The organism is Bacillus sp. FSL L8-0167 (genome assembly GCF_038630295.1).
Taxonomy (GTDB): Bacteria; Bacillota; Bacilli; order Bacillales; family Bacillaceae; genus Bacillus; species Bacillus safensis.
Map to the genome: position 1 here is coordinate 382,375 of NZ_CP152027.1, position 24,796 is coordinate 407,170.

3 protein-coding genes are annotated in these 24,796 nt (G+C 46.2%); all 3 read left to right on the forward strand.

Annotation, left to right across the window (positions count from 1 at the left end):
- Positions 1-11 precede the first annotated feature (11 nt).
- The 3 genes from MHB66_RS01990 to MHB66_RS02000 all read left to right on the forward strand — a co-directional run bounded on the left by MHB66_RS01990 (position 12) and on the right by MHB66_RS02000 (position 24,783).
- Entirely contained in the window at positions 12-10,706 is a 10,695-nt protein-coding gene (locus MHB66_RS01990) for a non-ribosomal peptide synthetase (protein ID WP_251180356.1), read from the forward strand.
- Between the two features lie 43 nt (positions 10,707-10,749).
- Positions 10,750-14,586, forward strand: a complete 3,837-nt coding sequence (locus MHB66_RS01995; RefSeq protein WP_046313863.1) for a non-ribosomal peptide synthetase — start codon at positions 10,750-10,752, stop codon at positions 14,584-14,586.
- A 63-nt stretch (positions 14,587-14,649) separates the two neighbouring features.
- Positions 14,650-24,783, forward strand: a complete 10,134-nt coding sequence (locus MHB66_RS02000) for an amino acid adenylation domain-containing protein (protein ID WP_342490570.1) — start codon at positions 14,650-14,652, stop codon at positions 24,781-24,783.
- Positions 24,784-24,796 lie beyond the last annotated feature (13 nt).

Below are 24,796 nucleotides of genomic sequence, written 5' to 3' on the forward strand. Positions count from 1 at the left end.
GAGGTGGACTTATGAGCAAGCAGAAAATTCAAAAGGTATATCCTTTAACACCAATGCAAGAGGGCATGCTGTATCATGCCATGCTAGACCCTAATTCCTCCTCTTATTTCACACAGCTTGAGCTTGGAATAAGCGGAGATTTTGATCTCGATCTTTTTGAAAAGAGTCTCAATGAACTCGTACGGACATATGACATTCTGCGTACAGCCTTTGTTTATCAGCAATTACAAAAGCCTCGTCAGGTTGTACTGGCTGAACGTCATTTAAATGTGTATAGAGAAGATCTATCTCATCTGAATCATCAAGAGCAGAAAAAGGTATTGGATCAATATAAAAAGCAAGTGAGAAAGCAAGGATTTCACTTAACGAATGATCTGTTGTTGAAAGTCGCTGTTTTTCAATTAAATGAAACAAACTGGCACCTGATTTGGAGCAACCATCACATTATTATGGATGGTTGGTCCATGGGTGTGTTGATGAAAAAACTGTTTCATTACTATGAATCTTATCGGAACGGCCGAACACCGGATCGCTCACAAGGTAAGCCTTATGCGGACTATATCCAGTGGCTTGGAAAGCAAAACAAACAAGAAGCGGAAGACTATTGGACGGAGCGGCTGGATGGTGCTGTTCAGCACCAAGGGCTGCTGCAGCAAAAAGAAGCGAACGGACAATATGACCATCAGGAATGGACGTTTACATGGGACGCTCAAACCGTACAAGCCATTCAAGATGCGGCAAGACAATGCCAAGTGACAGCACCGAACCTTTTTCAGGCTGTCTGGTCCGTTCTTTTAGGCACCTATCATGCAGCAGATGATGTCACATTCGGAACAGTCGTATCAGGCAGACCTCCAAGTGTGTCTGGGATTGAGCGCATGGCAGGGCTGTTTATCAATACGATACCTGTTCGGGTGACATTGGATCAGGAGCAGACTTTCAAACAGCTGTTTCAAACGGTTCAACAGCATGCACTGGAAGCGGAAAACTATGACTTTATGCCGCTTTATGACATTCAGCAGAAAACGGCTGCTGGAGGAAAACTCTTTGATCATTTGGTTGGGTTTGAAAACTATCCTTTAGATCAGGAGCTGTCCGGTGACACCATGTCTGCACGTCTCGGTTTTGCCATTGATGTAAAGGACGGATTTGAACAAACGAATTTCGATCTCAACGTCCTTGTCTATCCTGGTGAAACGTGGACATTGAAATTCAAATACAATGCGATGGCTTTTGAAGAAAAGATCATTGAAAACATATCCAAACATCTGACCAACCTCATGAAGCAAATCATTCACAATCCTGACGTACGTCTTCATGAAGTGACATGTATTACAGAAGAAGAAAAGCAGCAGATTGAAGCATGGAACCAGACGGAGCGAGATTATCCGAAGCATCTGTCCATTCCTGAGCTGCTCGATGAACGTATCAAGGCGCAGCCTGACCATCCGGCATTAGTCGAAGGCGAGCGAACATTCACATACGAAGAGCTTGGACAGGAAATCCGTCGTTTAGCGAGCAGCCTTGTAGAAAACGGCGTTCAGCGGGGGGATGCTGTCGCGGTATATATGAACCGATCAGCAGATGCGGTGATCTCTATTTTGGCCATTTTACATGCAGGGGCTGCTTATGTACCGATTGATCCAGCTCAGCCTGAGGAGAGAATCCGTTGGATGCTTGAAGACAGCGGCGTATCCGTTTTGCTCTATGCTGACAGCCAGCCGCCAGTTGATGAAAGCATCAAAGCTGTTTGTGTGACCGGCTTGTCTCATCACTCACAAGCGGAGTTATCAGTCGAGACGTCTCCATCTCAATTGGCATATATCATGTTCACATCGGGATCAACTGGACGGCCAAAAGGAGTTCAAATTGAGCATCAGCATATTGTGAGGTTAGCATGCTCTCAGGAAAAAATAGGCTTGAACACGTCGGATCGTATGGCGCATACAGGAGCTGTCAGCTTTGATGCGATTACCCTTGAAATCTTCACTACGCTTCTGAATGGGGCGACGCTTTATCCTGTTGACCGTGATACTTTATTGGATATTCACCGATTCGAACAATTTATCCAAACACATCAGATCACAGCGCTCTTTTTAACGACTGGTTTATTTAATCAGCTCGCTCAGCAGCGGCCGCAAATGTTCAAAGGGTTAAAAACATTATTCACCGGCGGTGATGTGATCAATGTAAAAAGTGCGGAGCTTGTGAAAAAGCATCATCCGTCAATTACCTTGCTGAATGTCTATGGCCCAACTGAAAATACAACCATCTCGACCATTTACGAAGTAAGAGGAGATGAAGCGGGCCCGATCCCAATTGGTCAGCCGATCAATCATACGTCAGCTTATATTTTAGATGACTATCAAAGACTTCAGCCAATTGGAGCCCCAGGAGAGCTGTATGTGGGCGGGGATGGTGTTTCAAGAGGGTACATCAAACGTCCAGATTTGACTGATCAAGTATTCATGGCAGATCCTTTTAAGCCGTCAGGACGGATGTATCGAACGGGGGACTTGGCTAGATATGGTGCAGATGGTCAGATTGAATTCCTCGGCCGTGCCGATGATCAGGTGAAAATTCGTGGCTTCCGTATTGAGCTTGGTGAAATTGAATCAGTGCTTCACCAAGAAGCGGGGATAGATGAAGCAGTTGTACTTGTTCAGCAGCTTTCTTCAGATGAAAAGGAAATCATCGCTTACTTCACAGGGTCACTGACAGAAGAAGAGGTACGAGATGTATTCAATCAAAAACTGCCAGCTTATATGGTGCCGCACCATGTGATGAAGCTGGATACCTTTGCGCTGACATCGAACGGGAAGGTAGATCGAAAAGCTTTACCTAAGCCTGACGAAGTGCATCGCGAGGAGATCAAAATCATTCTGCCTGAGACTGAGACAGAAAAGGCACTCGCTGACATTTGGGAGGAGCTTCTTGGGAAAACGGTTGGGGTAGACGAGCATTTCTTCATGGCTGGCGGGCACTCGCTCAAAGCGATGATGATGTCTGCAAAGGTTCAAGAAGTGCTTCAAAAGGAAGTGCCGATTCAAGTGATTTTCGAGAAGCCGACGATTCGCTCATTAGCGGCTTACATCGATCAGGATGGTCAAGAAGAAGCCGGACATCCTATTTTGCCAGCAGAGCAGGCGGACGAATATCCGGTATCACCAGCTCAGCGCCGTTTATATATTTTGCAGACACTTGAACCTGACAGCACGAATTATCATATTCCGATCGTCTTAACGCTTGAAGGAACACTCGAATATCAGCGGCTCAAATCAGCATTTAATCAGTTAATCCAAACACATGAAATCTTAAGAACGAGCTTTCATATGAACGGGGAAGACATTGTCCAAAGGGTGCATGAATGGACTGAATTTGACCTTCCTGTTCATCACATCAAGGAAGAAGAGGCGGAGGCATTTCTTACTGAACGTCAATTGCCATTTGATTTAACAGCAGCACCCCTTTTGCGAGCTCAGCTGCTGAAGGTCAGTGAGAACCGTCATCTTCTCGTCTTGGAAGCACATCATCTCATTACAGATGGCAGCTCCATGAAGACATTCATTCAAGATTTGGCGAAGGCCTACGATGGAGAAGCTCTTGCTGAACGAGCCCTTCATTATAAAGATTACGCTGTCTGGCAGCTAAGTGAAGAAGAAACGGAGAAACAGAAGGAGCATGAAGCGTATTGGCTGAAGCAATTTGAAGGAGATTTACCGGTTTTAGAGCTGCCAACTGATTATCCGCGTCCAGCGGAACGTGATTTTACTGGAGAACGATTCATGTTTGGCTGTGATCAAGCAACGACTCAGCGCATTCATGAACTGCTTCAGAAAACCGATACGACCATGTATATGTTCTTGTTATCTGCCTTTCAAGTGCTTCTTGCCTCCTATAGCGGGCAGGAAGATATCATTGTGGGTTCGCCTGTCGCTGGACGGACACACCCTGATATCCAGGACATGCCGGGGATGTTTATCAACACCATTGCGATGCGCGGAAAACCAGAACAAACCAAAACATTTTTACAGCTGCTTGAAGAAATAAAAGAAACAAGTGTTGACGCTTTTGCATATCAAAGCTATCCGCTCGAAGAGTTAATTGCACATCTTCCATTAGACCGTGATACAACTCGGAGCCCGCTTTTTAGCGTGTCATTTAACATGCAGAACATGGAGGTACCGGCGCTAAAGCTCGGCGATCTGCACATTTCGCCTTATGCCATTCAGCATCACTCGGTCAAATTTGATCTATCTTTAGAAGCATTTGAACGCGAGGGAGCATTAAAGCTGAGCTTTGACTATGCAGCGGCGTTATTTAAAGAAGAGACCGTCCGCAGGTTCGGAACTCACCTCCTGGCGATTATTCGTGAGGCGGTTCGTCATCCAGAGGAACAGATCGGCTTGCTCCATATACTAGATCAGCATGAACAAATAGAGCGTCTGGAGAAAAAAACCGAAGGGCAGACGAATCGTCATGAGCCATTCCATGTCCAATTTTCGCGTCAGGCGAAGGAAACACCGGATGCTATCGCCATCATGGATGATAAAAGAAAACTCACCTACCGCGAGCTTGAGGATATGTCATATGCACTTAGCTGTGAGCTTAAAAAACGAGGCGTAGAGAAAGAACAAACTGTGGCACTGATTCTTGACCGCTCTGTCTATGTCATCGTCTCTATGCTCGGTGTGATGAAAGCAGGAGGAGCGTTTGTTCCGATTGATCCAGCCTTTCCGGCTGAACGAATCCGCTACACATTAGAGGATTCAGGTGCACAAGTCATCGTGACAAATGAGTCTCTAGCAGATTCCTATCAAAATCATAAATCGATTCAAGTGGTGCAGGTTGAACAAGCAGTGCATCAAAGCCATCCACTAGAATTGCCGGAAGTATCGGTTGATCAGCTTGCTTATGTGATTTACACATCTGGGACAACGGGGAAGCCGAAGGGTGTACAGCTCACGCATCGTAATCTATCACACTATGTCAGCTGGCTGATAAATGAGGTGACATTGCAGGAATGTGATCGGACGGCACTGCTTTCTTCTTATGCATATGATCTTGGTTACACAAGCATTTTCCCTGTTTTAAAAGCAGGGGGGACACTCTATGTTCCTCGTGAAGACGTGTATACAGACCCTGTACGTCTGATGCGGTTGATTGATGAAAAAGAGCTGACTTATATCAAAATGACACCATCCTTATTTCATATGATGGCAGATTCTAAGGAACATTCATTTGACGCTTTACGTCTGGTGGTACTTGGAGGAGAACCGGTGATCCCTGAGGATGTTGAGACATTTATGATGCAGCATCCATGCGTGGCAGTCATGAACCATTACGGTCCGACTGAGACAACCATTGGTACAGTGACTAAGCTGATCACAACGCAAGAGCTGGACGCTTTGAAGGAACGATCTTTGATCGGGCAGCCAATTGCTCACACAAGAGCGCTCGTATGCAATCAGCAGCAGCGCCTTGTCCCTTATGGCGCGCCGGGAGAGCTTTATATATCTGGAGAAGGCGTGTCGAGAGGATATTTGAATCAGCCTGAATTAACAGCGGAACGTTTTCTTGAAAATCCATATGATCCTCAAGAGAGAATGTATCGCACAGGGGATTTGGTCAGACAGCATGCAAATGGAGATATTGAGTTTCTTGGACGAGTCGACGATCAAGTGAAAATCCGCGGCTATCGCATTGAGAAACAGGAAATTGAGCATGCCGCACGTGCACTGGCATCTATTCAAGAAGTCTATGTAAAAGTCCTGCACCTGTCCGGGTTGCCGGAGCTTGCACTCTATTACACAGCGCCTGAACACATTGGAACACTGACGTTTAGAGAAAATCTTGCGGAGACACTGCCGGATTATATGATTCCAACGTATTTTGTGAAAGTCGATCACATTCCACTCACCCAAAACGGAAAGGTGGATGCGAAGTCTCTGCCGCTTCCGCATGAGGTGCATATGAACCGTACGGCGCATGTGGCACCAGAAACGGAACTTGAGCGGGCGCTGTGTGACATTTGGTCAGAAGTTCTTGGAGTTGAACAAATGGGCGTTCTTGACCATTTCTTTGAATTGGGAGGTCATTCCCTCAAGGGCATGGTGCTCATTTCGAAGGTGCAAGCGAAGCTGAACAAGCATGTGCCGCTCAAAGTCCTTTTTGAAAAGCCAACCATACGGGCGATGGCAGCCTACTTGGAAGAAACGGATTCTTCAGTGGTGACATCCATTCAGCCGGCGGAAAAGCAAGATTTCTATCCTGTCTCTTCTGCTCAAAAGCGTATGTATGTCCTGCAGCAGCTGCATCCAGAAGCAGTCACTTATCATATGCCAGCCGTTTTAATGATGGAAGGCAGTCTTGATGTAAAGCAGCTGGAAGCAGCGCTTCAAGCCTTGATCGACAGACATGAATCACTTCGGACAGCCTTTGTAGAAATTGACGGCGTACCCGTTCAAAAGGTCTATCGCCAAGTACCGTTTACATTAGAGGTTGATGAAATAGAAGGCGATCAGGAGCAGTCTGTCGTCGAGTCATTCATTACACCATTCTCATTACATCAAGCACCATTAATGAGGGCAAAAGTGGCGAAGCTTTCTGATGAGAAATATGTATTCATGATGGATATGCACCATATCATTGCAGATGGTGTCACACGCAGTCTGCTCATTCAAGAACTCGCAGAGCTGTATGAGAAAAAGACGTTACCGCCAGTTCAGCTGCATTACAAGGATTTTGCAGTATGGCAGCAGGAAGAAAAGCAGCAGGCGCTGCTTGAGAAACAGCGGCAGTATTGGCTGGAGCAATATGCACAGCCGCCGGAAGACTTAGCACTGCCCCTTGATTTTCCGCGTCCTCAAGTTCAGTCATTTGAAGGAGGGCGAGTCGATAGATGGTTGCCTGCTGAAAAGGTGCAGTCCATCAAAACGCTCATGGCGGAAAAAGGTGTGAGCTTGAACATGGTGATGCAAACGGCATTTGCCATTTTCCTTTCCAAATTAACTGGGCAGACAGATATCGTCATAGGCGCTGTGACCGCAGGACGTACGCATGCTTCAATCGAGCGGGTTCCAGGCATGTTTGTCAATACACTGGCTCTTCGAAACGAAGTGCAGCCAGAAGAAACAACAGCGCAGCTGCTTGAAAAAATGAAAGATCGCAGCCTGTCAGCCTATGAACATCAAGAATTCCCGTTTGAGGAATTGGTGGCTCAGTTAGATCTTCCGAAAGACACGAGCCGCAATCCATTGTTTAGTGTCATGCTGACAACAGATGACCGTGACCTGACGTTACCGGATTTGAATGGACTCAAGCTGTCGCAAAAGCAGCAAGATACCGTTCATGCAAAATTTGATATAACGCTCGGTGTATTTGAAGAAAATGACCAAGTGGGCTTGCGCTTTGAGTATGCGGCGGCCCTGTTTAAAAAGAGCACCATTCAGCGCTGGAGCATGTATATTGAAAAAATCATAGACGATATGCTGGCTAAGCTGAATCAGCCAATTTCAGCGCTATCTCTCATAACTGAAGAGGAAAAACGAGAGCTGATCAATAAATGGTCAGGACCACACCTCAACGTTCCGTTAGATCAAACCGTTCATGCCTTGATTGAGGCTAAGGCACAAGAAGCACCGCACCAAAAAGCAGTGGTCTTCTGCGGAACGAGCTGGACGTATAAAGAGCTGAACAGCCGGGCGAATGTAGTCGCTTCAAGACTTATCGCAAACGGCACAAAACCAGGAGACCGCGTCGGTATTCTCACCCGCCCATCTCTTGATATGACAGCCGCTGTCCTTGGTGTCCTCAAGGCAGGTGCGGCATTTGTTCCGATTGATGCAGATTATCCAGCGCAGCGCATTGCGTACATGCTGGAAGACTGCGGGGCAGAGGTACTTCTAATGCAAAAAGGACTCACTGCACCACCTTCATTTACAGGTCATGTGTTGTTCATAGAAGATGCGGTAGAAGGAGAAGCTCACGAGATTCAGGTTCATGTGAGGCCAACAGATCTCGCTTATATGATTTACACGTCCGGGACGACAGGACAGCCGAAGGGTGTCATGGTCGAGCACCAGTCCCTTATGAATCTTGCATTTTGGCACAATGATGCGTTCCAAGTGACGAAAGACGATCGAACTGCGAAATATGCCGGCTTTGGCTTTGACGCTTCCATTTGGGAGATGTTCCCGACGTGGATCGCCGGCGCAGAGCTGCACATTATCGACGAAGCGATTCGCCTCGATATGATCAAGCTCAATGCTTATTTCAATGAAAAAGGCATCACCATTGCCTTCCTGCCGACCCAGCTATGCGAGCAGTTTATGTCAATGGACAACCATTCTCTGCGTTATTTACTAACAGGCGGAGATAAGCTGAAACAGGTAAAGCCTGTTCCATACAAACTCGTGAATAACTACGGTCCGACTGAAAATACAGTCGTAGCGACAAGCGGAGTCATCGATCCAGAACAAGGCACGATTCCGATTGGAACAGCGATTGCCAATACACGTTTTTACATCATGGGTTCTTTATACGACCTGTCGCCGCCAGGCGTACCCGGTGAGCTCGTCATTGCAGGAAAAGGACTGGCAAGAGGCTACTGGAATCTTCCGGAAGAAACCGACAAACGATTTGTCCCAGATCCATTTTATCCAGGCGAGCGCATGTACCGCACAGGCGATCTAGTGAAATGGACAGAGGATGGCGAGCTGATCTATCTCGGCAGAATAGACCATCAGGTCAATATCCGCGGTTTCCGTATTGAGCTGTCAGAAATTGAAGCGCAGCTTTTGACGCTGGATTCGGTGAAAGAAGCGGTCGTGACAACGGTCAAAGATGCGGGTGATCAGGACGCCCTTACCGCTTACGTGATCACGGAGAACGATACAGAGGACTTAAAAGAAAGCCTGAAACGCACACTGCCTGAATACATGGTGCCAGCATGGATCATAAAGCTAGACCGATTTCCAATGACGGCCAATGGAAAAGTCGATCTCAAAGCATTGCCAGCACCTGATATCGAAGCGAATCAAACGGTATACGAAGCACCAAGAGACGAAGTGGAAACACTGCTTTGCGGCATTTGGGAAGATGTCCTTGGCGTCAGCCAAGTCGGCATTCACGATCACTTCTTCTTCCTTGGCGGAGATTCCATTAAAGGCATCCAAATGGCAAGCAGACTCACGCAAGCGGGCTGGAAACTCGATATGAAACTTCTATTCCAGTACCCAACGATTGCGGAGCTGCGCCCATATATCGAGGAAGCTGATCAAATGACAGCTGACCAATCACCTGTCGAAGGAGAAGCCATTTTAACACCGATTCAACGCTGGTTCTTTCAACGAGCATTCAGCGATCAGCACCATTGGAATCTCTCGATGATGCTTCATGCACCAAATGGATTTGACCTTTCCATTACAGAACAAGTCATGAAAAAACTGCTTTCACATCATGATGCACTGCGTATGGTATACAAGCAGGAACATGGCGGCATCCTGCAATACAACCAGCGGGAGCTCATGGAACCGCTGGCGATTATTTCTCATGATGTCTCAAAAGAGCACGACGTGAAAAAGGCTATTTCCACATATTCCAATGAGTATCAGCGTCAGCTGAACCTCGAAACAGGTCCGTTAATGAAAGTGATTTGTTTCCATGCAGAAGATGGCGATCATTTACTCATCGTGACACACCATTTAGTCATTGACGGTGTCTCATGCCGGATTTTACTAGAGGACTTTATGTCTCTATATCAGCAGGCAGTTCAGGGACAAAAGCTTGTCCTGCCGCTGAAAACTCATTCCTTTAAAGAATGGGCAGAGGCCATTGAACGTTATGCACAGTCACAGCCTTTAAAAAGTCAGCAGGAGTATTGGGCAGAAATTGAAAGCAAACCATTAACCGCATTACCTGTTGATCATAAAGTGACGAAAAGAAAAGTTGCCGAAACCAAATCGGTTCAAATGCAGCTGACAGAAACAGAAACTGAGCGTCTTTTGACCGATATTCATCTGCCGTACACAACGGAAATGAACGATATTCTTTTATGTGCTCTCGGTCTTGCTGTTCAAGAGTGGACAGGTGAGTCCCATGTACATGTGCAGCTTGAAGGTCATGGTAGAGAGGATATTTTATCAGGGCTGGATGTCTCTCGCACAATTGGCTGGTTTACGAGTATGTATCCAGTTGTTCTTGAAGCGAAGCCGGATCAGACCATAGCTGATGCTATTAAAGGAACGAAAGAAATGCTGCGGCGTGTGCCAAATAAAGGAATCGGCTATGGGATCTTAAAATACATGACAGCCGCTGAACCGTCAGGGCAGCACGTACATCCTGAAATCAGCTTGAACTATCTTGGACAGATTGATCAGGAAGTGACGACAGAACTCTTTGGACCGTCGACTTATGATATGGGACGACAGGCAAGCCCTGATTCGGAAGCTGTTTATAAGCTGAACCTTAGTGGTCTTGTTCAACAAAATCGATTCATTTTATCTTGTTCCTATTGTGCACGTGAATATGAAGAACAGACGATACAGCAGTTCATGGCATTGTTGAAGGGGAAAATTCAATCCATCATCACCCATTGCTTAGCGCAGCAAGAACGGGAATTTACGCCAAGTGACTTCTCTGCGGCTGACCTTGAAATGGATGAAATGGACGACATTTTTGACATGCTTGAGGAGAAATTGACTTAACAACACGAGATGAATCATAAAAAAGGAAGGGAGGATGAAATAGATGAGTCAATTTAAAAGGGATCAAGTTCAAGACATGTATTATCTGTCACCGATGCAAGAAGGAATGCTGTTTCATACCCTCCATCATCAAGAAAAGGGCTTTTATGTAGAGCAAATGGATATGAACGTTAAGGGCACACTGCGTTATGACTTACTTGAGAAAAGCATGAATATCATCGTGGAGCGGTACGATATTTTTCGTACCGTGTTTCTCCACGAAAAAGTAAAGCGCCCTGTCCAAGTTGTACTAAAAGAACGTCCTTTTACACTTGATGTTGTGGACTTGCAAGATCTTTCTGAAGACGAACAGCTTGAACGTATAGATAAATTCAAACAACAGGATCAGCTGAGAGGATTTGACCTCTCGAAGGATTCTCTCATGCGGGCGTCTGTTTTCCAAACGGGCCCTGCCAGCTATCGCTGGATATGGAGCTATCATCATATCCTTCTGGATGGCTGGTGCTTTGGACTTGTGGTGCAGGAGTTATTTGCGATTTATCATGCACTTTTACATGACGTCCCTTACAAGTTAGCGCCGGTCAAACCATATAAAGAATATATAAAGTGGCTGGAAAAACAAGATAAGCAAGCATCACTTCAATATTGGCAGCAATCATTAGCGGGGTTTGATGGACAATCGACCTTTAAAGAGCAGCGGAAACAGACGAATGAACATGAATTAGGCGAAATTGAATGGTCCATGAGCAAAGAAGAAACGGCCGCTTTATCAGAGTTAGCGCTGCAGCAAAATGCGACGTTAAGCAGTGCGCTTCAATCAGTCTGGTCGGTTCTGCTGAGCAGGTATCAGCGGTCAAATGATGTGCTGTTTGGAACAGTTGTGTCAGGACGTCCGGCAGATTTGGCTGGCGTTGACAGGATGGTTGGCTTGTTCATCAATGTCATCCCAAGAAGAATTCAGCTGACAGATCACATGACATTTCGTGCGCTCCTGTCAGAAACACAGCAGCAGTCTCTTGCAGCCGAGCCGCACCAATATATTCCGATTTATGATATTCAAGCAAAGACAGGTCAGCAGCAGCTCATTGATCATATTGTCGTGTTTGAAAATGTCCCAGCTGCAAAGAAGGACGAGCAAGAGGCACGGTTAGGGTTCACGGTGGAGGACATGAATGTCTATGAAAAATCAAACTATGATCTCAATCTGCTCGCATCGCCTGGAGAAGAATTACTATTGAAGCTTGCCTTTAACCAAAGAGCGTTTGATCCTCAATTTGTTCACACGTTAAAGGAACAGCTCAGCCTATTGATCAATGAGGCGGTCAAGCATCCCGATCAATCGGTTCATACACTCCCATTCGTCACAAAACAGGAAAAACAGCTGATTCTTGAGGAATGGAATGCACCTGAGCTTGAGCATGACCAGCTGTATTTATCGAAATGGTTTGAGCATAATGTCCGCAAACAGCCAAATGCAGTGGCGCTATCAGCAGAAGAGCAGACGATGACATATGCCGAGCTGAATGAACAGGCCAATCGATTGGCAAGGCATTTGCAGAAAAATGGAGCCGAACATCAAACGGTCATCGCCATTTTAGCCGATCGAACGCCTGAACTCATTGTCAGTCTGCTTGCTGTTTTAAAAGCAGGCGCAGCCTATGTGCCAATTGATCCTGATTATCCAGAAAGCCGCATTCAATACATGCTTAAAGACAGCGGAGCAACGCATCTTCTGACTCACTCATCCTTTATTGGTCAGGCGAAGGGACTCGCGTTTGATGGCACGTATCTGTTTGCAGATGATCAGGAGATTTCACTAATGAGCTCAGAGAATCTGCCGCTGGAAGCAGGTTTACACGATACGGCATATATCATGTATACATCAGGCACAACAGGTCAGCCAAAAGGCATCATGACAACCCATTCCAATATTGCCCGGGTGGTCAAAAATACGAACTACTTAACCATTTCAGAAACAGATACACTGCTGTCGCTATCCAACAGCGTATTTGATGGCTTTACCTTTGATGTATATGGGGCACTTTTAAACGGAGCAAAACTTGTCCTGCCGAAAAAAGACACCATTTTAGATATGCACGAACTGACGGAGCTGATTAAAAGAGAAAGCATTTCTGTCATGTTTGTTCCAACTGCTTTATTTAATCTTCTCGTTGATGAAGAAACTGATTGGATGCGCAGTGTGCGCAAGGTGCTGTTCGGAGGGGAACGTGCATCTGTACAGCATGTGAGAAAAGCCTTTGATGTCATGGGGAAAGGCAGACTAATCAATGTCTACGGTCCAACTGAATCAACGGTTTTCGCCACCTATTATCCTGTAGATGAAGCTCCGCCGATCGAAGCTTATTCTATTCCAATCGGAAAGCCGATTAACCAAACGGGTGCTTATATATTGAGCCAGCAAGGACAGCTTCAGCCGATTGGAATGGTCGGAGAACTTTGTCTCAGCGGCAAAGGACTTGCGAAGGGATATTTGAACCGTCCTGATCTGACAAAAGAAGCCTTTATCACACATCCATTTGCTGCGGGAGAAAGGCTGTATCGTACGGGTGATTTGGCTTATTTTCGAGCAGACGGTCTGATTGAGTATGCAGGCAGAGTGGACGATCAGGTGAAAATTCGCGGACACCGAATTGAGCTGACAGAAATTGAAGCCCACCTTCTCATGCATCCAGGCGTAAAGCAAGCTGCCCTTATAACGGATCAGCATGGCTCGTCGCAGCATACAAGACTGCTCGCCTATATGACGTGTGAGGATGAGTGGAAGGACAAAGTGGATGTGATCAAGTCAGGGCTGAAGGAGAAACTTCCGGCATACATGCAGCCTCATGAGCTGATCAGACTTGAGAAAATGCCGCTGACACCAAATGGAAAAGTTGATAAACGTCAGCTGCCAAAGCCAGAGGCGCCTCAAGGAAACCGCCATGTGAAGCTTCCGGCCAATGAGGTAGAACAAAAGCTGCTTGTCATGTGGCGTGAAGTGCTTGAACGAGATGATATCAGTACAGATGACCATTTCTTTGAGATTGGCGGACATTCTTTAAAAGCGATGTCGCTTTTATCAAAGGTGTCGAAGGAATTCGATGTTCAGGTGCCTATTCACTTGCTGTTTGAGACGCCGACAATTGAAGCCATCAGCCGTTATATTCAACAGCAGGATCATGAAGCTGCCGGCTATCTTGTATTCAATGAATCTCAAACTTCAACAGTCTTTGCTCTTCCGCCATTACCTGGCTACGGCTTTATCTATCAGGAAGCCGCCAAAACGCTTGATAGCGTTCGTTTGATCGCCTTTGACTTTATTGAAGCTGATCACCGCATGACGCAATACGTTCAGCATATTCAGCACCTTCAGCCTGAAGGACCGCTGACTTTGATGGGCTACTCTGGCGGCTGCTATCTGGCCTTTGAGCTCGTTCAATCGCTTGAACAAGCAGGACGGACGGTGGAAAAGGTCATTATGATCGATTCCTATAAGAAAATTGGAGAAAGTGATTTAGAAGGACGATCCATCGATGACGATATCGCAGCGATTGTCCATCAATCAAAGCAAAGTGAACTTGCCCAAGAAGAGCTTGTTCAAGAAGCGCTTGCTCAAAAAACGAGGGCCTATTATGAAACATTTGTTAAGGGGGTGAATCAAGGAAAGATACAAGCAGATATTGATTTCATCCAATCAGAAGAGCAAATTGAGATTCCAGATTGGATGGATCATTGGGAAGAAGCGACGACCGGTGCTTATCGCTATTATCAAGGCTACGGTGAGCACGCTGACATGTTCAAAAACAAAGAATGTGCAGCTCAAAATGCCCAGCTGATCCAAAAGATAATTAATCAAAAAAATAGAGAAGCCGTTTTGTAAACTTTAGTTCAGGCAGGGGTGCATATTGGCAGCCCTGCCTGTCAAAAAAGGAAAGGAACTCATATGAAACCATCAATTATGAACGAACCAAATGTACATGAAACAATGGATACGATTTTACAAGATGTACAGAGAACCATTTTACAAACCAACGAAATCGAACGCTTCGCTGTTTTTTCTCGTGAAAAAACCATTCGACCGCGGCCATATCACCTCTCTCATTTATTTCTCGACAATCACATGGAGCAGGAGGCCGCAGCTGAATCGATACAGACGCAAACGGCTTCCCCTGCTTTAGCGGACATGCCGCCCGCCCTTTCCTATGGAGGGGATCTAGATGTTAACGCAGGAGCCCAAACCTTACAGGACGCCTTAACAGAGGCGGCAAAAACGACAAATGGTCTGACTTATATCGTCAATAGTAAGAATGAACTCACGCAATCCTACGCGCAGTTAAAGGAGGACGCTGAGCGGGTTCTGACAGGTTTGAGGGCATTAGGACTTGAACCGGGTGATCCTGTGTTCTTTCAGTTTTCATCCAATCATGCGATGGTAACAGCCTTTTGGGCGTGTGTGTTAGGCGGATTTGTTCCAACACTAGTGTCCGCTGCACCGACCTATCGGGAAATGAATGCCTCCGTGAAGAAACTTCATCATGCGTGGCACCTGCTGGAGCATCCGCTCATTTTAACAGATGACTCGCTGATTGATGAGGTGCAAGGCTTAGCTTTATTGTGGCATACAGACAAGTTACGTGTTGCAGCCGTTGAGCCGATGCTTTCTTTAGAAAGAGATATAGAAACTTATCCCGCGTCACCGGATGATTCAGTCTTTTTTATCTTAACGTCTGGAAGTACAGGGATGCCCAAATGCGTAGAACATTCTCATCGAAGCGTGCTGGCGAATGTCAAAGGAACAGTGGCAGCCAATGGGTTTACACAAGAGGATGTGTCGTTAGACTGGATGCCTTTAGATCATATTGGCGGTATTGTGATGTTTCACCTAGTCAATGTGTACACGGGCTGTGAGCAGGTTCGGGCAAGAACAGATGATTTTATCGCTCAGCCGCTGCGCTGGCTTGACTGGATGGACCGCTACCGTGCAACGAAAACATGGGCGCCTAACTTCGCATTTGCGATGATCAATGATTATGAGAAAGACATTTCGTCAGGATCTTGGGATCTTTCTGCTATGACTTGTATGATCAATGGGGCAGAAGCGGTCGTACCGAAGACGATTCACCGATTTTTACACTTGCTGGCTCCGCACGGCTTAAAGGGAGACGTCATTAGACCGGCATTCGGCATGTCTGAAATCTCTTCAGCCGTTGTCTTCTCTTTTGCGATAGAGCGGGGAGATGAAAGCAGCGGGGTTCTAACCTTTGAGGAAACATCACTCACAGAGCAGCTAAGACCAGCGGAGGCACGTGAGACAGGAACCGTCAGCTTTACAGAGCTGGGAAGACCGATTCCGGGTATCACGATTCGTATCGTGAATCATCAGCATGAGCTTCTTCCCGAAGATCATATTGGCAGTGTGCAAATTAAAGGGCCGACGACAATGAAGGGCTATTACAAGAATGACGAAGCGAATCAAGAAGTCTTTCAAACAGACGGCTGGTTTCACACGGGGGATTTAGGTTTTCTGCACGAAGGAAGGCTGACATTAACCGGAAGAGAAAAAGACATGATCATCATCAACGGGAAAAATTATCACAACTATGAAATAGAAGTCATTGCAGAGGAAGTACCCGGCGTCGAAACGAGCTTTGTAGCGGCCTGTTCCGCCCGGATGGAAGCATCTGCATCCGACGAGCTGATTCTCTTTTTTACACCGAAGCTGTATGAACCTTCTTATATCATGAGGGCAAGTCAGGATATTAAATCCCATATTGCGACAAAAATGGGGCTGTCTGCATCGCGTGTGATTCCTGTCCAGAAGCATGCCTTTCCGAAAACAAGCTCTGGAAAAATAGAAAGGGCACAGCTCAAGAAGCGATGGCAGGAAGGCGAATTTGATGAAATCATCAAGGAGCTGGACATTAGACTTGAAAATGAACACACCTTGCCTGATTGGAGTTTACAAAAGGAGTGGACACCTGCTCCGCTTCATGAAGCTGAAAAACAAACAGCAGGGAACATGGTGATCTTTGCAGACACATTAGGGCTGGCAGATCAATTAAAATCCCTTTCAAGCAATGAACAAACGTATATTACGGTTGAACCGGGTCAAGCATTCACACAACTCACACATACACACTTCATCATCCACCCGAATCGGCCGTCTGACTACGAACAACTCTTTGAGACACTCCGTTCGTATGGCGTTTCGGTGAAACAAATCATTCACCTTTGGAACTACACAACTCAAGAAGACACACTTCATGCAGCGTTGGCAAAAGAAGCACAGAAAACTGGCAGCATGAGTGCCTTATATGTAACAAAAGCGATCGCTGCCTATGAGGAGCCGGTAGAGATCACCTTTGTCTCTGCTCATGCGATGAACTTGCCGGAAGATCAAACACATGATGTGGAGAAAGCAACGACAGCAGGACTGATGACAGCTGTTCAGCATGAATGGCCATTTATCAAGGTGCGGTGTCTTGATTTTTCTCTGACAGAACCCGATGCTGGCCGTTCTCATGCATCATCGATCATGACAGAGCTCACACATGACACAAGCCATCATATCGCCGCTTATCGCGAAGGTGTTCGTTATACTCCTCTTTTAACACCGCTTCATCTAGAAAAAGAACAAAGGGTGAAGAAACCGCCATTTGAATCTTCCGGGCTTTATGTGATGACAGGCGGGCTTGGCGGCATTGGACGAATGCTGAGTGAGCACCTGCTGACATCCTATCAAGCGCATCTTGTGCTGGTTGGAAGAAAGGCGCGAGAGGCTTTATCTGCGGAGCAGCATGACGTATTGATTTCACTTGAGAATCTAGCGGAAAAGCGCGGCGGCACCGTTCTTTATGAAAAAGTAGACATTACTGACGCAAAAGCCATTGAAGCCCTGATTTCAAAACAGGAGACGGCTTTAGGCAAAAGGCTGCATGGCGTTATTCATTTCGCTGGCATTATTCAAGAAGAGCTGCTTCGTGACATGACGTCTGTTTCATTACATGCGATGTACGAAGCGAAGGTATATGGCACGATTTCGCTTCATGAAGCAGCCTCTAAACGGCACAATGTCTTATTCCTTTCCAGCTCGTCAGCTCGAACGTTAAAGGGCGGTATGACCGTTGGCGCTTATTGCGCGGCCAATGAGTTCGTTGAACAATTTGCTCATTATCAGAGGCTGACATCTATTGTAAAGCCGTATTGCTTTAGCTTTAGCATGTGGGATGAGACCGGAATGAGTGAAGGCTCAATGATCAAAGGCATGCTAAAAGAAAGAGGTTATTTCCCGATTCCAAAACGGGCGGGCATTCAAACAATGCTGGCATGCTTGATGACAGATGCTCCTCTCATTTATATCGGGCTGGATCGGTCGAAGCAGGAAATTCAAGAGATGATACAAGGGGAAATACAAACAGAGCAGGCCGTATATGTCTTTTTCAAAACCGATCAAACAAAGGCTTTTGAAGAAAGGCTGTATCAATCCATTTATACGTGTATACAGTCTCGTCTCTCTGGTGAATGTTCCGTCCATCTATATCCTGAAGAATACTGGAAAGAAACAGAGGATGGGATGCCGGACGAAGTGTATTTCAATGAATTAATAGAGGAAAGTGGACATGATTCAGAGGACAGAGCACCTCAAACTAAGACGGAGAAACTTTTGGCACATATTTGGTCCGAACTGCTTGATGTCTCAAACATCAGCTGTGGTGATCATTTCTTTTTACTCGGAGGTCATTCGCTCAAGGCAACGCAAATGCTGTCTGCTGTTAGACAGAAAACGGGATTTGACGTGCCGCTCGCTGTTCTTTTTGAGCATACGAGACTTGGAGAGTTAGCCGACTGGATTGATTCACATGCCAAAGCCGATGAAGCGATTCCGATACGGAAAATAGAAAAGGGTCAGGAGCTTCCGATGTCCTATGCTCAGCAAAGACAGTGGTTTCTCTATCAATTACAGCCTGATCTGCCATTATACAATAATACGATTTCCTTTCGGATGAATGGACCTTTAGATGTAAAGGTGCTTCAGCGCAGCCTGCAGCAAATGGTGCAAAGGCATGAATCACTCAGAACATCCTTTGCAATGAACGGCGATGAACCGGTACAGATCATACATGAGCATATGACTCTTCCAGCGCTTGAGGTTGTCGATGTATCAGATCTTTCATCACAGGAAGAAAAAGAACAAAAAGCGGCTGAGTGGGCGAAAAAAGAAGCGGGCACACCTTTCCGCTTAGAGCATGATGCACTTTTTCGCGCGAAACTAATTCGGCTGTCAGACACAGATCATTTGCTGCTGATGTCCATTCACCACATCGTGTCAGATGGCTGGTCGATTGGCATTGCCGCAAAGGAGCTGTCCGAGTGGTATACAGCGATGATCGAAGGGAGGGAGCCTGATCTCTCACCGCTGCCGATTCAATATGCAGATTACGCACTTTGGCAGAAGGAGTATTTGACGGGAGAAACGCTTCAGAAGCAGCTTTCCTATTGGAAGGAGCAATTTGCGGTACCTGTGGAAGAGTTGATGCTGCCGTATGACTACACGCGTCCGGCCGTTCAATCCTATAGGGGAAAAACGAAAAAATACCGCTTGTCGAAGCCGCTGTCTGACCAGCTGGTTGCTCTTTCTAAAAATACAGACAGCACCCTTTATATGACATTACTTTCGGCTTTCTCTACCTTGCTGCATCGATTGTCTTCACAGGATGAGTTTGTCATTGGATCCGTCATTGCCGGGAGAAATCGGACGGAGATGGAGCAGCTCATCGGATTTTTCGTGAATACACTGGCACTTCGGATTGATCATAGCGGCAATCCAGCTTTCACAGAGCTATTAGAGCGAGTGAAGGAAACAACAATGGGCGCCTATGCGCATCAGGATGTGCCGTTTGAGATGGTGGTAGATGAGCTGAATATTGTACGTGAGGCTGGCAAGCAGCCGCTGTTTCAGGTCATGTTTGTTCTGCAAAACCTGCCCCTTGAAGCTTCTCCGATGGGCGAGGCGACATCCGTTTTAGCCATTGAAGATAACGATACGGCTAAATTTGATCTATCCCTGTTTGTTTTTGAAGGGGCGGAGGGTCTTCAAGTAAAACTGGAGTATGATGCAGACTTATTTTCTGACGACACGATGGATCGGTTCCTTCGTTACTACGAGCAGCTGCTTGCGTGTATTTGTGAAAATCCAGCACAGCCAATCAGACAAATGAATTACCTGCCAGAGAAAGAGAGGGATCAGCTGCTTTATGAATGGAGCGGCAGCACAGAACAACCAGCAGGCCCGCTTCTCATCACAGAACGGTTTGAAGCGCAGGTGAAAAAAACACCTCATGCGATCGCCCTCGAATCTGGGGAAAAACAGTGGACGTATCAGGAGTTACAAGAGAAAGTCGACCGGCTTGCTGCTTATCTGCAGCAGCGAGGAGTGAAGCCGCATGAACCAGTAGGGCTTCTAATTGACAGGTCGCCTGAAATGATTTTTGGGGTGCTGGCGATTGTGAAAGCAGGCGGGGCCTACGTCCCAATTGATCCTGAATATCCAGATGCACGCATTGATTATATGCTGAGGGATACAGGTATTCAGCTGTTACTGACAAAAAATGAATGGCTGAAACAAGTCTCGATCAGTCAATCCGAGCTCATTTGTCTTGATCAGGGGTATGAAGAGTTTTTATCAGAGGCAGAACTCAAGTCTGCTGCTTTAAAACCTAATGGACTCGCTTATATCAATTACACATCAGGATCAACCGGTCAGCCAAAAGGAGTTTTAATTCCGCATCAAGCGGTCATCCGGCTTGTATGTGAAACAGATTATGTCACCCTTAATGAACAAACGCGTATTTTGCAAATCGCGAGCTTTTCCTTTGATGCCTTTACGTATGAAATATGGGGAGCCCTGCTCAACGGCGGAAGGCTGATACTGACCGATCGAAATACGATCTTATCAATGGATACACTGGCTGACACGCTGACATCTTACAAGATCACAACAGGATTTCTGACAGTACCGCTGTTTAACCGATTAACAGAGGAACATCCAGAAGCTTTATCTGGATTCGATGCATTATTGGTCGGTGGTGATGCTTTGTCAGCTGCTCATATCCGTAAAGCGCTGCCGTATCTGCCTGAAGGCCTATTAAACGGCTATGGACCAACTGAGAATACGACGTTCTCCTGTGTGCATCACATTCGGGCAGTGGATGAGGGGCAGACCTCGGTTCCTATCGGTCAGCCAATTGCGTATTCACAGGCCTATGTACTAGACGACCAGCTGCAGCCGGTTCCGCAAGGTGTCATTGGAGAGATCTACGTAGGCGGTACAGGGCTCGCACTCGGATACCTTGGAGATGAAGAAAAAACATCGCAATCATTTATCCCGCATCCTTTCCAAGAAGGAGCGCGTTTATATAAAACAGGCGATATGGGCCGCTGGCTGCCAAACGGCATCATCGACTGCCTTGGAAGAATCGACCATCAAGTAAAAATTCGCGGACACCGCGTCGAATGCGGAGAAATTGAAGCCGCCATGCTGCGCTTTGAAGACATCATAGAATGTGCGGTCATTCCGCATCAGCATGAGAGTGGTCACAAGCGATTGATCGGTTATTTTGTCCAAAAGGGCAGCATGACCACGCAAGACATTCGTTATCAATTAAAAGAAATACTGCCAGATTATATGGTGCCAAGCCTATTAATAGAGCTGGAGGAACTCCCGCTCACGGCAAATGGCAAGGTAGACCAAAAACGTCTCCCGCCGCCAGAGTGGAGACAGGAAGAAGTGGACATACCGGCTGACAGGGCACTCAGTGAGGAAGAACGCTTACTGGAAAAAGTGTGGACTCAGCTGCTCGGTACGCCTTCGATTGGCGTACATGATAACTACTTTGAGCTTGGCGGGGATTCGATTATTGTCATACAAATGGTGGCGCGCTTAGCACAGGAAGGCTACGTCATTCAGCCGAGAGATGTATTTGAAAAACAGACGATTTCACAGCTGGCACTCGCTATGAAAAGGTCAGATGCTGCTGCGTTCTATGATCAGTCGCCTGTCACAGGAGATGTTCGTCTGCTTCCAATCCAATCATGGTTCTTTGAGCAATCAATGACAAACCAAGATTATTGGAATTTATCAGCGCATATGGAATTCAAGCAATCTATACAGCTAAAGCAGCTGACACAGGTTCTCTCAAAAATTGTCGATCATCACGATATGCTGAGAGCGATGTATACAAAAACAGCAGATGGATCATGGATTCAAACCATTCGTGCGCCTGGCATCACCCCTTGTGTCACCTTTTTTGATTTGACGAGTGTTTCTCATGAGGAAGCGCTGGAACAAATCCGCATGGAGACCGCCGCTTGTCAAGAAACGTTGTCATTAGAGCGGGGAGAAGTCATCAAAGCCATTCTTTTTCACACAAGTGATGGTACGTCTGAACTCTTTATCGCTGCCCATCATCTTGTGATGGATGGAATCTCATGGCGCATCATACAGGAAGACCTATTAAATGGACTGAAGCAGCTTGCGGCAGGGCAGGAAATCGCGCTTGCAAAGAAAACTGCGTCCTATCAGCAGTGGGCAGATGCTCTTTATGAATACGCACAAACCGATCAATTACAAGAGCAGGTTCCTTTTTGGCAAAAGATCACGAGCCAAGAGGAAGAGGGTTCTCCTTTTCAAACACCTGCACTTTTCAATATAGAAGAACATGCAGAGATTTTGTCTATTCAATTGACGAAGGATCAAACAGATATTTTACTAAGGCAGGCATCACAAGCGTACCGAACAGAGGTAAACGATTTACTCTTATCCGGACTCACGCAAGCCGTTGGAAAGCCGCTGCTCATAACGTTAGAAGGGCACGGACGCGAGGATTTATTTGAACAGATGGATTTGTCACGAACAGTCGGATGGTTTACAAGCTCTTATCCTATTTTTATTCCTTTTATTCAAACCGATATTGAGAGACAAATCAAAGATGTTAAAGAAACCTTAAGAGCTGTGCCGCAAAAGGGAATCGGCTATGGCTTGCTTCAATACATGACAGCATCTCGTTTACTCAAAAAGGCAGCGCCGCAGATGAGCTTTAATTATCTTGGACAGTTAGATCAAATATACGGTGAAGCACATCTTTATTTAGCAGATGAACGAAATGGACTTGTACATGATCCAAAAGCAGAAAGACAGCATTTGATCGATGTGTACGGATATGTTGTGAACGGTCAGCTTCAGATGAATTTTATGATCCATCGTGAACTGCTTCAGTATGAAGAGGTGCGCCTGTTACCTGAACGGTTCAAAGAAAAAATGAAGGATATTCTGACGCATTGTGTAGAGACAAAAGGCGGCTTTACGCCATCTGATTTTCCAATGGTTCAGCTGACGCAAAAGCAAATCGATGAGCTTCCAGATGGTGTAGTGGATGTGTATCCACTATCTCCAATGCAGCAAGGGATGCTGTTTCATGCATTATTAGATCAAGCGTCACAGGCGTATTTTGGTCAAGTGCATATGACACTCGAAGGCTTAACGGACGGCGCAGCCTATGAAAAGGCATGGAATCTGCTAGTAGAGCGTCATTCGATTTTGCGGACAACATTTGCTTGGGAAGGGCTAAAGGAGCCTGTTCAGTTGATTCAATTAGAAGGAAGTATTCAGCTCACTCAGCACGATGTGCGCCACCTGAGTGAAACGGATCAGAAGGAAGCCATTCAGCAATATTTGCAAACAGATCGGTCAAAGGATTTCAAACTAGAAAATACGGATGAACCGCTGATTCGTATTGCTTTATTCCATCGTGATGAAAACACATGCACGTTTGTTTTTAGCTTTCATCATATTTTAATTGATGGCTGGAGCTTGTTCAGTTTTATTGAAGAATCCTTTTCTTTGTATCGCTCTCTTGTGGATGAACGGGAGGTGGATCTTCCTGCTGTACGTCCATATAAAGATTTTATCGAGTGGCTGCAAAAGCAGGATCAAGAGAAGGCGCTAGAGTTCTGGAAAGGTTATATGTCAGGAGTAGAGGAGGCTACACCGCTTCCAGGAGACGGCGGGCATGCTTCGGATCAAGAAGCAGGTGTTGATCAGCTAAGTATCAAACTAACGCCCGAGATGCAGCAGAAACTCGAAGAGATGACAGGCACGCAGAAGGTGACAATGAGCACCCTGATTCAAACAGCGTGGGGGCTGCTTTTGCATCTTCATTCAGGGTCAGAGGATGTTGTATTCGGAGTGACAGTATCAGGACGGCCGGCGGACTTACCACAGGTTGAAAGCATGACAGGGCTCTTTATTAACACATTGCCGCTCCGTTTGCCGATCACGCCAGAGTGGACCATTTCCAAGCTGCTGGCACATACGCAGGAAACAGTTTTTCAGATGCGGGAATTCGAATATACCGTACTGCCGGATATTCAGCAGCTGACCCACATCCCGAATGGAGATTCATTGTTTAACAGTATTGTCGTGTTTGAAAACTATCCGATTGAATCTATCGAGCCATACGGCGTACGCATTTTAGACATTGCGAGTCATGAAGAAACGAACTATGACCTGACCCTTGTGGCAGTTCCGGGGGAGACGCTGGAGCTGCGGGTCACATACCGCTTCAATCAATATACAGAAAAGCAAATACAATCGCTGATGCAGCAGCTGATCCACACACTTGAAGCCATGACAGAACAAATGGAGACACCCCTCTCTTCCTTCACGATCGTCACGAATGAAGAAAAAGAGCGGATGATCACCGATTGGGCGAAAAATGCACAAGTCAGCGTGCTGTACCCAGATCAAGAAGAGGTCTATTCAGGTGTGCATGATCCTTCCTGTGAAACGGAAATATATGTCCTGAGCGAAGCGCATCAGCTCATGCCGGTAGGATTTCCTGGAGATATTTTTATCGGCGCAAAGGACATCAAAGCATTTTGCGGGGAGCTTGCCGATTGGATGGAGACGCATAAAATTCCGCATCCATTCAAACATCAAACTGGTGAATACCTCTATCCGACAGGGGATGTCGGCGTTTGGACTGAAGAAAACAAGATTCAGATTTTGGATTGGATGTAGGAGGAGAAGAAAC

Coding starts and splice junctions, on each gene's coding strand:
- MHB66_RS01990 (WP_251180356.1), top strand. CDS start 12: ATGAGCAAGCAGAAAATTCAAAAGGTATATCCTTTAACACCAATGCAA.
- MHB66_RS01995 (WP_046313863.1), top strand. CDS start 10,750: ATGAGTCAATTTAAAAGGGATCAAGTTCAAGACATGTATTATCTGTCA.
- MHB66_RS02000 (WP_342490570.1), top strand. CDS start 14,650: ATGAAACCATCAATTATGAACGAACCAAATGTACATGAAACAATGGAT.